General features: G+C 33.5%; 12 protein-coding genes. 3 read left to right on the top strand and 9 right to left on the bottom strand.

Going from position 1 to position 13,611, the window contains the following annotated elements; genetic code table 11:
• Positions 1 to 53: 53 nt before the first annotated feature.
• From murD to mraZ, 7 genes are all read right to left on the bottom strand, one after another.
• Positions 54 to 1,391 carry a UDP-N-acetylmuramoyl-L-alanine--D-glutamate ligase gene (murD, locus tag M4I23_RS16765; RefSeq protein ID WP_249755172.1) on the bottom strand — a complete coding sequence of 446 codons (1,338 nt, stop codon included), beginning with the start codon at positions 1,389 to 1,391 and terminating at the stop codon, positions 54 to 56.
• 49 nt (positions 1,392 to 1,440) lie between these two features.
• Positions 1,441 to 2,682, bottom strand: a complete 1,242-nt coding sequence (gene mraY / locus M4I23_RS16770) for a phospho-N-acetylmuramoyl-pentapeptide-transferase (RefSeq protein WP_249755173.1) — start codon at positions 2,680 to 2,682, stop codon at positions 1,441 to 1,443.
• A gap of 16 nt (positions 2,683 to 2,698) precedes the next feature.
• Positions 2,699 to 4,162 (bottom strand): UDP-N-acetylmuramoyl-L-alanyl-D-glutamate--2,6-diaminopimelate ligase, encoded by a 1,464-nt coding sequence (locus M4I23_RS16775; protein ID WP_249755174.1) that lies wholly within the window; start codon positions 4,160 to 4,162, stop codon positions 2,699 to 2,701.
• Entirely contained in the window at positions 4,159 to 6,117 is a 1,959-nt protein-coding gene (locus M4I23_RS16780) for a penicillin-binding protein (protein WP_158851564.1), read from the bottom strand. The genes M4I23_RS16775 and M4I23_RS16780 overlap by 4 nt, the downstream gene beginning before the upstream one ends.
• A 60-nt stretch (positions 6,118 to 6,177) precedes the next feature.
• The gene (locus M4I23_RS16785; protein WP_042497085.1) at positions 6,178 to 6,498 is read right to left on the bottom strand and encodes an FtsL-like putative cell division protein; all 321 of its coding nucleotides are present in this window, start codon (positions 6,496 to 6,498) and stop codon (positions 6,178 to 6,180) included.
• A 122-nt stretch (positions 6,499 to 6,620) separates the two neighbouring features.
• A complete protein-coding gene (rsmH, locus tag M4I23_RS16790) occupies positions 6,621 to 7,517 on the bottom strand; it encodes a 16S rRNA (cytosine(1402)-N(4))-methyltransferase RsmH (protein WP_158845179.1) in 897 nt (298 codons plus the stop codon).
• Complete coding sequence (gene mraZ, locus M4I23_RS16795; protein ID WP_158845182.1) at positions 7,504 to 7,974, bottom strand: division/cell wall cluster transcriptional repressor MraZ; 471 nt, start codon at positions 7,972 to 7,974, stop codon at positions 7,504 to 7,506. Before mraZ ends, rsmH begins: the two co-directional genes overlap by 14 nt.
• A 294-nt stretch (positions 7,975 to 8,268) precedes the next feature.
• On the opposite strand from mraZ, the gene M4I23_RS16800 reads away from it, so the two are divergent.
• Both M4I23_RS16800 and yihA read left to right on the top strand, forming a co-directional pair.
• Complete coding sequence (locus M4I23_RS16800; protein WP_158845184.1) at positions 8,269 to 9,033, top strand: alpha/beta fold hydrolase; 765 nt, start codon at positions 8,269 to 8,271, stop codon at positions 9,031 to 9,033.
• Positions 9,034 to 9,079: 46 nt separating this feature from the next.
• Positions 9,080 to 9,691 (top strand): ribosome biogenesis GTP-binding protein YihA/YsxC, encoded by a 612-nt coding sequence (gene yihA, locus M4I23_RS16805; protein ID WP_158845187.1) that lies wholly within the window; start codon positions 9,080 to 9,082, stop codon positions 9,689 to 9,691.
• Between the two features lie 311 nt (positions 9,692 to 10,002).
• On the opposite strand, the gene M4I23_RS16810 is transcribed toward yihA, so the two are convergent.
• Positions 10,003 to 10,851, bottom strand: a complete 849-nt coding sequence (locus M4I23_RS16810; protein WP_158845190.1) for a hypothetical protein — start codon at positions 10,849 to 10,851, stop codon at positions 10,003 to 10,005.
• A gap of 439 nt (positions 10,852 to 11,290) precedes the next feature.
• On the opposite strand from M4I23_RS16810, the gene M4I23_RS16815 reads away from it, so the two are divergent.
• A complete protein-coding gene (locus M4I23_RS16815; RefSeq protein ID WP_249755175.1) occupies positions 11,291 to 12,475 on the top strand; it encodes a TlpA disulfide reductase family protein in 1,185 nt (394 codons plus the stop codon).
• Between the two features lie 38 nt (positions 12,476 to 12,513).
• On the opposite strand, the gene M4I23_RS16820 is transcribed toward M4I23_RS16815, so the two are convergent.
• A complete protein-coding gene (locus M4I23_RS16820; protein ID WP_158845197.1) occupies positions 12,514 to 13,608 on the bottom strand; it encodes an ABC transporter permease in 1,095 nt (364 codons plus the stop codon).
• Positions 13,609 to 13,611 lie beyond the last annotated feature (3 nt).

Raw genomic sequence — 13,611 nt, forward strand, 5'->3', positions numbered from 1 at the left:
TTTGCCTTACCTCTTTTTATTATTTGTTCCGCACTTTATACAGAACTCATTTTCTATAAATTTCTAACAGCGTTTTTAAACTGACGCCCTCTATCTTCGTAATTTTCGAATAAATCGAAACTTGCACAAGCTGGCGATAACAATACATTATCTCCAGATTCTGCTATTTTATAAGCGATTTTTACAGCTTCACTCATAAATTGAGTTTCAATAATTACATCAACCATGTTGCCAAAAGTGCTCATTAACTTTTCGTTTTCTGCACCTAAACAAATAATAGCTTTAACCTTCTCGTTTACAAATCGAAACAATTCTTGATAATCGTTACCCTTATCTACACCTCCAACAATCCAAACCGTTGGCGCACTCATGCTTTCTAAAGCAAAATAAGTTGCATTGACATTTGTTGCTTTAGAATCGTTTATATACTGTACTTTATTTATTTTTAAAACATGCTCTAACCTATGCTCTACACCTTGAAAATTCTCTAAACTTTCGCGAATGGTTTGTTTTCTTATTTTTAGTAAATGCGCAACAGTAGAAGCTGCCATAGCGTTCTTTACGTTGTGTTTTCCTTCTAATGCTATTTTATTTGTTGGCATAATTATTTGGGTGTTATCTATTGTTATTTTAATATTTTCTTTGTCTAAATACGCGCCATTCTCTATAGTTTTCACTAATGAAAACGGCAATAATGTTGATTGAACCGGATTCTTTTTTAGATAATCTACAATCACCTCGTCATCGGCATCATAAATTAAATAATCGTCCTTACTTTGGTTCTTGGCAATTCGAAATTTAGACGCGATATAATTTTCAAATTTATAATCGTATCGATCTAAATGATCTGGCGTAATATTCGTTATCACAGCTATTTTAGGCTTAAAGTCGATGATATCATCTAACTGAAAACTGCTAATTTCAAGCACGTAATTATCAAAATTTTCTTCCAAAACCTGCTTAGCAAAACTATCGCCAATATTACCTGCTAACCCTACATTTAATTCTTCTTTTAAAATGTGATGCGCAAGCGTTGCCGTTGTTGTTTTACCATTACTCCCTGTAATACCAATTACTGTTGCATTGGTATATTTGGATGCAAATTCAATTTCCGAAACCACTTTAATTCCCTTTTCACGAATTTGTTTTACCAAAGACACTTTATCAGGAATACCAGGACTTTTCATGATGATGTTAGCATTCAGAATTTTCTCTTCCGAATGTTTTTCATCTTCCCATTCAATATCATTTTGTACAAGAACTTGTTTATAATTTTCTTTTATTTTTCCCTTATCGGAAACAAAAACATCGAAGCCTTTAGTTTTAGCCAAAAGCGCAGTTCCTACACCACTTTCTCCTCCACCTAATATGACTAGTCTTTGTTTGGTCATTTCTTTATTATTTTATACAATCTCCGCTTTCGCGGAAACCATACATTTACTATCTAATTTTTAATGTTACAATTGAAAGAATAGCTAACAAAATGCCAACAATCCAAAATCGCGTTACAATTTTACTTTCGTGATATCCCGATTTTTGATAATGATGATGCAACGGTGACATTTTAAAAATGCGTCGGCCTTCACCATATTTCTTCCTTGTATACTTAAACCAACTCACCTGCATTACTACCGATAAATTTTCGGCTAAAAAGATTCCGCAAAGCACTGGTATTAACCATTCTTTTCTAACAGCTATAGCTATTACCGCTATAATCCCACCAATAGTTAAGCTCCCTGTATCTCCCATAAAGACTTGCGCCGGATAGGTATTATACCAAAGAAAACCAATTAACGCACCAACAAAGGCAGCTATATAAATAGTGATTTCCTCAACACGTGGGATATACATAATATTGAGATATTCCGAGAAAATAATATTACCAGAAACCCATGCAAATATGCCCAGCGTAAGGACAATAATTGCCGATGTTCCTGCAGCTAAACCGTCGATACCATCGGTTAAATTAGCACCGTTTGAAACGGCTGCGATTATAAAAATGGTAACTAGAATAAAAATTATCCAAGCATACTTTTCTAAATCTGGGCTAATCCATGTGATTAACTTTGCGTATTCAATCTCATTTCCCTTTACAAAAGGAATAGTTGTTTTAGTCGATTTCATTTCGGCCGAAAATAACTTCGATGGCACTATATCCGGATTTTCTGCCAATAAAACACGTTGTTGCTCTATTGGTAATTTCTCCTTCATGGTAACATCTTGATGAAAAAACAATGTGCTACCCACTATAATACCTAAACCAACTTGACCTAAAATTTTAAAACGTCCTTTTAATCCGTCTTTATCATTTTTAAACTTCTTTAAATAATCGTCTATAAAGCCAATAATCCCCATCCAAATGGTGGTTACTATTAATAAAATAATGTAAATATTTGAAAGCTTTGCTAATAACAAAACAGGAATTAATGTGGCTAGAATAATAATAATTCCACCCATTGTAGGTGTGCCAGCCTTTTCTTTTTGACCGTCTAAACCTAAATCACGAATGGTTTCTCCCATTTGCTTTCTAGATAAAAAGCTAATTATTTTTTTACCGTAAATTGTTGAAAAAAGCAAAGCAAAAATCATAGCCAACGCTGCTCTAAAGGTTAAAAACCCAAAGAGTGATGCCCCAGGAAACTGGAACTGTTTTTCTAAATATTCGAATAAGTAATACAGCATTCTTTCTCTATTTTAATTACTTCTGTAATTGCTTTAATATCTCTTGTACGGTTTCATAATCATCAAAATGAAAACGTTCTCCTTTAATTTCCTGATAATCTTCATGACCTTTTCCTGCGATTAAAATAATATCATTAGGTTGTGCCATTTGGCAAGCCGCTTTAATGGCTTGTTTTCTATCTGAAATTGTTAAGGTCTTTTTAAAATTTTGAGGCTCTACGCCTTTTTCAATATCATCTAAAATGGCTTGTGGTTCTTCACTTCGTGGGTTATCACTAGTAAAAATCACTTTTGTACTTAATGCCGTAGCAATATGCCCCATTTTTGGACGCTTGGTTTTATCTCTGTCTCCACCACAACCAACAACCGTAATCAGTTCTTCATTTTTAGTTCGGATACTATTTATTGTTTCTAATACATTTTTCAATGCATCCGGTGTATGTGCATAATCGACAATAGCCGTTATTTTTTCATCTGAAATAAAATACTGAAAGCGTCCGCTCACACTTTCCAAATCACTAATTAAACGAAGGATCTCTACTTTTTCTAGCCCTAGCAATTCCGCTGTAGCGTAAATAGCTAATACATTGTAAGCATTAAAATTCCCGATTAATCGTGTCCAAACCTCACTATCATTAACCTTAAGCAATAAACCGCTTAATCTGTTTTCTAAAATCTGCGCTCTATAATCAGCATAGCCTTTTAAAGCATATGTCAGTTTCTTAGCTTTTGTATTTTGAAGCATAATTGCTCCATTTTTATCATCGGTATTCACTAACGCAAAAGCTGTTGATGGTAAACCGTCGAAAAAACGTTTTTTAACATCGCGATACTCTGCAAAAGTGTTATGATAATCTAAATGATCGTGTGATAAATTGGTAAATATCCCACCTTTAAAATGCAAACCTTCTGTTCTAAATTGATGAATACCATGCGAGCTTACTTCCATAAAACAAAACTCGACACCTGCCGCATTCATTTCCTTTAAATACTTATTAATAGTTAAAGAATCTGGCGTAGTATGAGTTGCTTTATACTCTACAGTATCTACCATTATTTTTACAGTTGAAAGCAAACCAACCTTGAAACCGGCGTTTTTGAACAACTGAAATAACAAACTAGCAACTGTTGTTTTTCCATTAGTACCAGTAACACCAACAAGTTTTAAATTCTCGGATGGCACACCGTAAAAATTGGATGCCATAATAGCCATAACTTTACTAGAATTATCAACTTCTACATAAGTTATACCATCAACAACCACTTCCGGAGTCGCCTCACAAACTATTGCAGTAGCACCATTTTTAATAGCCACATCTATATATTTATGCCCATCCACAACACTGCCACGGATAGCCACAAACACATCACCTTTAACAATGTTGCGCGAATCGAAATGAATGTTATTTACATCCATGCTCGTGTTTCCAACAACAGCATTTAAAGTAACCTTATATAATATGTCTTTTAATACACTCATGATGCTTTTAATGTAACCGTTTGATTATTTTTCAACTTGGTACTCTTATTTATTGACTGTTCTTTCACAATGCCGTTTCCGTTAAGCTTTACCTTAACCTTCACATCCATGTTTTCTAAAAGTGCTAATGCGTCCATGGCAGGCAAGCCTACAACATTTGGCATAATGGTTTTATATGTTTTTGTGGTTTCGTAAAACTTATTATACTCATCTTCCACAGCCGCAACTTTTACATCTAAAGATTTTACTTCATCTATTAAAGGCGTGTCTGTAAATATTTTTTGCGCAATACGTTTAAAAACAGGCCCTGTAACATCGGCACCATAATATCCTTTTTTCGTACTTGGCTTATGAATAACTACAATGCAAGAATATTTTGGGTTTTCCGCTGGAAAATAACCTGCAAAAGACGAGACGTATCTTTTATTCTTTTTCCAATCAGCCATCCAATATTCGGTTTGTGCCGTTCCTGTTTTTCCTGCCATGGAAAAATTTGGAGAATACAACTTGCTTGCCGTCCCTCTAACTACAATATTTTTTAATATTTCTCTAATTTCACCTAAGGTCTTATCGGAACAAATCTTTTTATTAATAACTTCTTTTTCAAAAACCTCAATTTCCTCATCAAACTCCTTAACTGCTTTTATAAATCTAGGTTTTACCATTTCACCGTCATTCGCAATAGCATTATAAAAAGCAAGTGTTTGCAAAGGTGTTAAGCTTAAATTATAACCATAAGCCATAGATGGCAAGGCGTTTCTACTCCACTTTTTATCACCAGGCTCTGGAATATCTGGCTCTCCTTCTCCTTTTATTGAAACCCCTAAAGGCTTGTCAAGATTCCAATCCTTGATATGATCTATAAATTTCTTAGGATTTTTAGAATAATTTTCATCTATAATCGTAGCTAAACCAATATTTGAAGACACCTCTAAAGCTCTTGCTGCCGAAATTTTACCAAAACCACCATGGTGAGAATCGTAAATTGTTCTTCCATAAAAACGCTTAGCTCCTTTTTTAGTATCTACAACCGTTGATGTATCAATTACTTTATCTTCCAAAGCAGCCATAAGCGCCATAACTTTAAAAGTAGAACCGGGCTCATGCGACTCCCAAACGGCATAATTTCGTTTTTCGTAATATTCGCCGCTCTTGGTTTTTGCTAAATTCGAAATGGCTTTAATTTCGCCAGTTTTAACATCCATAACCACAACACAGCCATGCTCTGCCTCGTAATACTCTAACTGACCCAACAACGAATGATGCGCGATATCTTGAATATTTACATCGATAGTTGTGTAAACATCATACCCATCTTTTGGCTCCACTTGGTTGTAATCGGTAAGTGGTTTCCATTTGTTTTTTCCTATTTTTTGTTTTAAACGCTTACCATCGGTACCACGCAAATACTTTACTCCAAAAGCACCATCGATCCCGGCACGTGTTACATTTCCTTCATCATCAAATCGTTCGTAACCAATAGAACGTTGTGCAATAGCACCCATTGGAAATTCACGTTTTGTTTTCTGACTCACAATAAGTCCTCCCGGAATTGCGCCTAATTTTAAAAGCGGAAACCCTCTAAAACGCACATAATCGGTGTAATTAATATTTTTTGCCAATAGCAAATACTGATTTTTATTAGCACGTGCTTTCCTAATAGACTTCTCGTAATACGATGATGATTTTCCTGAATATTTAGAAAGTGAATCGGACAATGGCCCAATAAATTCTTCGAACTTTTTAGTTGGAGACACTACTGCATCTATAGCAATATTATACTTCGGAATTGATGTTGCCAACAAACCTCCATTATCAGAATATACATTACCACGATTTGCAGGAATAGTAATATTTTGAATATCCCGTTTTTCAACAAGTTCTCTATACTTATCACCTTGCAAATACTGAATACTGAACAATTTAAACAGCACAGCAAGCCCAAACACAAACATGCATCCCGCTACAAAATATAGTCTATTTAATATGCCCTTATCGTTTACAGCCAAGGTGTTCTAATTATTTTGAGATTTTACTTTTATCTTTTTTGCTGGCGTTGTGGAGGTTGCCAAACCTTTTTCTTTCATTTTTGCTAATACAGTCGATTCCATTTTTAATCGCTGCAATTTAGAACGACCGTCCACAAATGCCGAACGCATCTCTTTTACTTCATTATTAAGTTTAGATATTTCGTAAACTTTTTTATCTGCACTATGCGAGCTCGCTATCATAACTATCGCTAAAGCGGAAACAAACAAAATCATACGCCAATTCTTAAACGAATCATCGCTAACTAAAAATGTTCCTTTTAATATGTCGTATATATTATTTTTCACTTTAATTATTAAAATACGATATTTTCAAAAAAGCGGAAAAACCACTCTTATTATTAAAGACACAAAATCCTCCTTTTTCAATTCGGTATTGGATCTAGAACTCTCGTTTTATTTATTTGAAATTAAGCCTTAGTAGCAATCCTTAACTTTGCACTTCGCGCTCTGTTATTTATTTTAATCTCTGCAGCAGTAGGCACCACTAAACCACCAACTTTTTTAAGCGGCACTTCAAAATTGCCAAACATATCACGCTCTGGCTCCCCCTCAAACAGACCGTTTCTAATAAATCTTTTTACTAACCTATCTTCTAAAGAATGGTATGATATAAAACTTAACCTTCCGTTTTCGTTCAAAATCTCAGGTGTTTGAGATAAAAACTCTTTTAGAGCTTCAATTTCTTGATTCACCTCAATCCTAATAGCCTGATATATTTGAGCTAAAACTTTATTCTCGTGTCTTGGTGGTAAAAATTTTCGTAAAACAGACTTCAACTGTTCACTTGTAACAATAGCTTCACTTTCACGGTGTGCAACAATTAAACTAGCCATAGCAGGAGCCGCACGCAATTCACCATATTGCAAGAACACATCTTTCAATTGTTCTTCTTCGTATTCATTAATTACATGAAATGCCGACAATGTTTTTTCTTGATTCATCCGCATATCTAAATCAGCCTCAAACCGAGTAGAAAAACCGCGCTCTGCAACATCAAATTGATGTGACGATACACCAAAATCTGCCAAAACACCATCTACTTTTTTCACACCATGAAATCGTAAAAAACGTTTTATAAATCTAAAATTCTCATTTATTAATGTAAATCGAGAATCGTCAATTGTATTTTCAAGAGCATCCAAATCTTGATCGAACGCAAATAATTTCCCGTTTTCACCAAGTCGCTTTAAAATCTCTTTACTGTGTCCGCCACCACCAAAAGTAACATCAACATAAACGCCGTCGGGTTTAATATCTAAACCATCTACCGTTTCCTTTAATAATACCGGATTATGATATTCCATAGTCTTCATCATCTTGCCCCATAACTTCTTCGGCTAAATCTGCAAAATCGATTGCCGCATCATCAATGGCTTGTTCATATAAATCTTTATCCCAAATTTCAATAATATTGATTGCCGAAGCCACTACAATATTTTTCGAAATGTTAGCAAAAACCGTTAAATCTTTCGGCACTAACAAGCGCCCATTAACATCAACTTCAATAATTTTTGCCCCAGCAGTAAATCTTCGAATAAAATCGTTGTTCTTTTTCTTGAACTTATTAAGCTTATTCATTTTCTGCATTAACGTTTGCCATTCTTGCATTGGATATAACTCCAAACACTTCTGAAAAACCGATCTTCGCAAAACAAAACCATCGTCTAGCACCGACGCAAGCTGCTTTTTTATCGCAGCAGGCATCATAAGTCTGCCTTTGGCATCAACTTTACAATCGTATGTTCCTGTTATTAAGTCCAATAGTATTTCGCTATGGTTTAAACGTTTAAGATTCAAATATATTGAAAATTTTACCACATTTTACCACTTTACCCCACTTTGTTAACAAGTTTTTGATGAAATGCGCTCGAGTAACGACGAGATTAACAAAGGCTGTAAGTAATTCTGATTAGTTTTTAATTAATTTTATAAGAAAAACCTTAACTTTAAATGTTAATCTCGATAGATAAAAATTATTCTTTTTGAGAAGGAATTAAACCTTTGAAATATCAATGAAATAACTATATTTGTTCTTCATGCAATGAATACTGATTAATGACGCATAGTTTAAAAAAAGAAGGTAATTACAAATACATGGAAGTCGGAGAAGGCACGCCAATTATTGTACTACACGGATTAATGGGTGGGTTGAGTAATTTTGACGGCGTAACTAATTTTTTTAGCCAAAAAGGGTATAAAGTTATTATTCCTGAGCTTCCTATTTATACCATGTCGCTGCTTAAAACCAATGTAAAAAGCTTCGCTAAATACCTACACGAATTTATAATTTTTAAAGGTTATGATGAAGTAATTTTATTAGGAAATTCGCTTGGCGGCCATATTGGATTATACCATACAAAAATGTTTCCCGACACCGTAAAAGCTTTGATTATAACAGGTAGCTCTGGTCTTTACGAAAGCGCAATGGGAGGCGGATACCCAAAACGTAGCGACTACGAAGTGATTAAAAAGAAAGCACAAGATGTGTTTTACGATCCCGCAGTTGCCACAAAAGAAATTGTAGATGAAGTTTACGAAACCGTAAACAACCGTAGCAAACTAATAAAAACTTTAGCAATTGCAAAAAGTGCTATTAGGCATAATATGGCGAAAGATTTACCTAAAATGGAAACGCCAACCTGTATAATCTGGGGTAAAAACGATAGTGTTACACCTCCAGAAGTTGCAGAAGAATTTAACGAACTTTTACCAGATTCCGAATTACATTGGATTGACAAATGTGGCCACGCAGCCATGATGGAGCACCCAGATGAATTCAACCAAATCTTGGATGCTTGGCTAACAAAAAGACAATTCTAGAAGTATTTCTACATATAAACTCCCAACTTTAAATACCATAAAATAGATGCATATTAAATCGGCCGAATTTGTAATGAGCAATTCCGAAGTTGAAAAATGCCCAAAAAGCAGATTGCCAGAATATGCCTTTATTGGTAGAAGTAACGTCGGGAAATCTTCGTTAATTAACATGCTAACTAGTAGAAAAAGCTTAGCTAAAACTTCGGGACGACCTGGAAAAACACAACTTATTAATCACTTTTTAATTAATTCAAACTGGCACTTAGTCGACTTACCTGGATATGGTTACGCCCGTGTTTCTAAAAGTTCTAAAAAAGTATTTCAAAAATTTATTACCAATTATTTTGGACAACGTGAACAACTTGTCACTGCTTTTGTTTTAGTTGATATTCGCCACACACCACAACCTGTAGATTCAGATTTCATGAAATGGTTAGGCGAAAACGGCATTCCTTTTTCAATAATTTTCACTAAAGCCGATAAGTTAAGACCCAAAGCTATTGAAAACCACGTGGAAGCCTATAAAAATATTCTACTTGAAACTTGGGCAGAGATGCCTAATTATTTCATTACTTCATCATCTAAAGACATCGGAAAAGATGAAGTTTTAGGTTATATTAATGAGTTGAATGAGAATATGGAGTTGGGCGCTCGTTAATTATTTTCTTTTAAGTTCAGCCACTATTTGGTTTGCTGAAAAGTATTTTGTTTTACTTTTTTAGCTCCATGGCTTTATACTTACTAGCAACATTCAATATTTAGGTTTATAGAGAAATTTAAAGTATTAAAAGCTATTTTTTCAATAAGTTCTTCAAAAGAAATCAATGCCCCATAAAGCATATTTAATAAAGACTTTTCCAAAACCCACCTAACTTGTTACTTAGTCTAAAAACCAGTAATTTCATATAAAAATTTCTACAAATAACGTAGTGTTAGAGAAAAATATTTGACACTAAATTATAATCGTCATTAATCTATTAAATTCCCTTTCAACTTTAATTCAGCTTGTTTGTAGCCAATATTTTTAACATAATCATTAGTAATATCGTCATAAACAATATATCCTAAGTTTTCATTAAAATAAAGATTGAATAAAGCTGTAGCCTTGTACGCTCCTATTACGGCAGTAATATTAGATTCAAACACATTGATGTTACCTTCTTCATTAGGTTTTACAAAATCGGAATCATTCGTTAAAGTTGTACTGAAAATATTGCTTATACCCGTTTCAGGTGTAATAATATCAATATATTCTGTAGTCCTTAGAGTAAGCCTAATAGGGTAATTCCCAACATTTAACCAAGTATCTATTTCTAAACCATGATAATTAGCATTAACTTGTGAGTCTGGTATTATAATCTCAGGATTATTAAATAAAATTGGTTGCTCTGTATCTATAATTATTCTATAAATTCTAGATTCTGAATCGTCAGAGTTCGTTATCCTAAAATCTACAGTATTTGGATAACTAAAATCAATATTATCTCCTATGCTAAGAGGATATGCATTAAACGAGTCGTTGTTTATTCTATATTCAATACTAGTTCCTTTAAATTTTATTTTTGGGATTAGATTAGAATAATCTATAGACGATGGAAATAAACAAATAACCAGAGAATCTACTGGTTGAGTATTTGATTTTATTACAGAAAAGGAATGATCTTTTGATAATATATCAAAACTAATGATTGATAGTTCTTCCCCTGGAATTACACCTTCAACAGCACTTTCATTATTATCATCAGAACTACATCCAGACAATAAAACCAAAGTAAATATTACAAAACTAAAAGTTAGATTTTTTTTGAAGTATTTCATTTTATAAAAATATATTTATAGTTATAGATACAAATAAACTCACATTGTTATTTAAGTAGAGTTTCTAATTAAAACAACTTAGGCACAAACCATGCCAGCTTATTATATTGCAATTGATATTAACAAGAATAGTTTTTCTGTTTCTTCTTTTATTAATGGTAAAAAAAACACGGTCAAATTTAGTTTCTAGAAAATTATTATTTTTAATCTAATAAAAATTAGTTGCACTTCCATTGATAAAAAGTAAAACCTAAAATTTAATATCTATTTTTGATAAGAACAATGAATGTAACAAAAAAGAAACCACTTTCAAAAAAAAAAAAAAAACGGTAGCTATAAACTAAGTGTTTTTATACTATAACCCTGAGTTAAATAGAAAATTATAGTAAATTTACAGGTAACTTTCTACAAAGTACAACACTGCCAAACATTTAATAAAATGAGAACTAGCCTAATAAAAAAAATCATCAGCCTCATACTAACTAGTTTTACACTAATAGCTTGTCATACTTCAAGCGATATATCAGGAATATTAGAGGGGACTCAAAAAGAAGGTGCTAAAATTTACCTTATTCAACCTGAAAATCTGCGAGATGTAGCAGCTTCATATTTCGGAAAAGTAATAGACTCCACAATAGTAAAACCCAATGGTACGTTTGAATTTTTAAACGTGCCAAAAACAAAAGAACCTATATTATTAGAATTAGCGTTACAACTATCTGGAAAGTATCCTAATTATTTACAAACTGATAATCCCATTAAATCTAACTATATGCCGATTCTATGGGAAACAGGGAAACCTCTAAAAATCAGATCTACATCGAATAACTTCCAAAAAGATTTTTCTATTGAAAATCCTTCAAAAATAAATAAAGTTTTATTGGAGTTAAGAAATATTAACCATAAGGCTTACCAAATAAACCTTGAACGGAAGCATTGGGACGTAAAAGATGGCGATCAATTAATGAACAAGGAACATGCTATTTTACAATATCAAACGGAGTTAATAAAATTTGCAGATAACACACCATATCTCATACCTGCCCTAGTAGCCCTAAGATGGGTAAACACTGCAAATGATTACGAACGCGTACCCGAGTTTTTGGTAAATCAATGTAATAAATGGAAGGAACAAAAACCTAATAATCCTTGGGTAAAAGAACTTTGCAAACAAAGTGAGCCTTCTAATTTACCAGTTTTAATAGGTGATGTATTTCCTAATATAAAACTACCTTTAATAACAAAAGACACACTTTCTATTAAAAACGAACTTGGAAGTAAACTCACTATTATAGACTTGTGGGCATCTTGGTGTGCACCCTGCCGAAAGGAAAATCGAGAAGTTTTAGTTCCTATATGGAATCAATACCACAACAAAGGGTTACAAATTATTGCTTATGCTCTAGAAAGTGATGCATCTGCTTGGAAAGCGGCTACGGACCACGATGGAGCAAATCGTTGGTTTCAAGCATCCGACTTAAAAGGAGACGATGCTCTTTTTTTAAAAAAAATACGAGTACAAACCATTCCTGCGAACTTCATTCTTGATGAAAATGGTGTGGTAATCGCAAAAAACATTCATAGAAAAGCTTTAACAGATTGGGTAGAGAATTATATGAAGTAACATATTATAAAAAGAACCCTAACGGTAAATTAAAATTATCACCCTTTCACATCTAAAGCATCACGTAAGGCATTCCCAATAAGCATAAACGCCATTACTAAACTCATAATACAAAGTCCCGGGATTAATGCCAAATAAGGCTTTCCTAAAATAATATAATTGTAGTGATCTTTAATCATGGCGCCCCAACTTGCCATTGGTGGTTGTGCCCCAATACCTAAAAAACTCAAGCCACTTTCTATTAAAATAGCTGCGGCAAAATTGGCTGCAGATATCACGATTACAGGTGCCATAATATTTGGCAATATATGTTTTGTTATTATTCTATAATCGTTAAAACCTAAGGCTCTAGCTGCTGTTACGTATTGCATTTCTTTAGTGCTAATTATTTGCCCGCGCACAACTCTCGCCACTTCGACCCACATGGTTAAACCTACAGCAATAAACACTTGCCAAAAGCCTTTACCTAAAGCCAAAGTAATTGCTATTACTAATAATAGTGTTGGGATAGACCAAGTTACATTTATAATCCACATGATAACAGCATCTACCTTTCCGCCAAAATAACCTGCGATGCTTCCCATAAAAATGCCAATAACTAATGATATAAAAACAGCAACAAACCCAATAAAAAAAGATATTCGTGCTCCAACCAACACCCGACTTAGTAAATCTCGTCCATATTTATCAGTTCCAAAAACAAACACTTTTTCTTTTATAAACTGAGAGGCATCACTGTTTGGAAACCGACTTAAAAGCAATGTTTTTTTAACACCTTCCAATCCATCGGAAGCATATTCAGTATAATTTAAAGTCTTTTCATCTATATGATATTCCGAAATAGGAATTTCAGTATCTGTATTTTTTCTCCCAAAAAAAACTTGATCAAACATATTTTGATTTACTTCCAATCCAGACGGTATAGTTAACATGGTTGTAGAATAACCAGGCCTCTTAGAGTGGATTGATAAATGCATTTGATTGGCGTACTGTGAATTATCGGGTGCAAACACATAAGCAAAAACCGAAATTAGACCCACAAAACCAATAAAGCACAAACTAAAAACACCCCAAAAGTTCTTTTTAAACTTTTGGAGTGCTAATTGCTTTAGTGAGCTAGATTTTGAACTCATATA

Origin of the sequence: Algibacter sp. L4_22 (assembly GCF_023473045.1) — a bacterium.
Taxonomy (GTDB): domain Bacteria; phylum Bacteroidota; class Bacteroidia; order Flavobacteriales; family Flavobacteriaceae; genus Algibacter.

Excerpts from the sequence above, each read along its gene's own strand:
- M4I23_RS16810 (WP_158845190.1), bottom strand. The coding sequence starts at position 10,851 with ATGAAATACTTCAAAAAAAATCTAACTTTTAGTTTTGTAATATTTACT.
- M4I23_RS16800 (WP_158845184.1), top strand. The coding sequence starts at position 8,269 with ATGACGCATAGTTTAAAAAAAGAAGGTAATTACAAATACATGGAAGTC.
- M4I23_RS16820 (WP_158845197.1), bottom strand. The coding sequence starts at position 13,608 with ATGAGTTCAAAATCTAGCTCACTAAAGCAATTAGCACTCCAAAAGTTT.
- rsmH (WP_158845179.1), bottom strand. The coding sequence starts at position 7,517 with ATGGAATATCATAATCCGGTATTATTAAAGGAAACGGTAGATGGTTTA.
- M4I23_RS16775 (WP_249755174.1), bottom strand. The coding sequence starts at position 4,162 with ATGAGTGTATTAAAAGACATATTATATAAGGTTACTTTAAATGCTGTT.
- yihA (WP_158845187.1), top strand. The coding sequence starts at position 9,080 with ATGCATATTAAATCGGCCGAATTTGTAATGAGCAATTCCGAAGTTGAA.
- murD (WP_249755172.1), bottom strand. The coding sequence starts at position 1,391 with ATGACCAAACAAAGACTAGTCATATTAGGTGGAGGAGAAAGTGGTGTA.
- M4I23_RS16780 (WP_158851564.1), bottom strand. The coding sequence starts at position 6,117 with ATGTTTGTGTTTGGGCTTGCTGTGCTGTTTAAATTGTTCAGTATTCAG.
- M4I23_RS16815 (WP_249755175.1), top strand. The coding sequence starts at position 11,291 with ATGAGAACTAGCCTAATAAAAAAAATCATCAGCCTCATACTAACTAGT.
- mraY (WP_249755173.1), bottom strand. The coding sequence starts at position 2,682 with ATGCTGTATTACTTATTCGAATATTTAGAAAAACAGTTCCAGTTTCCT.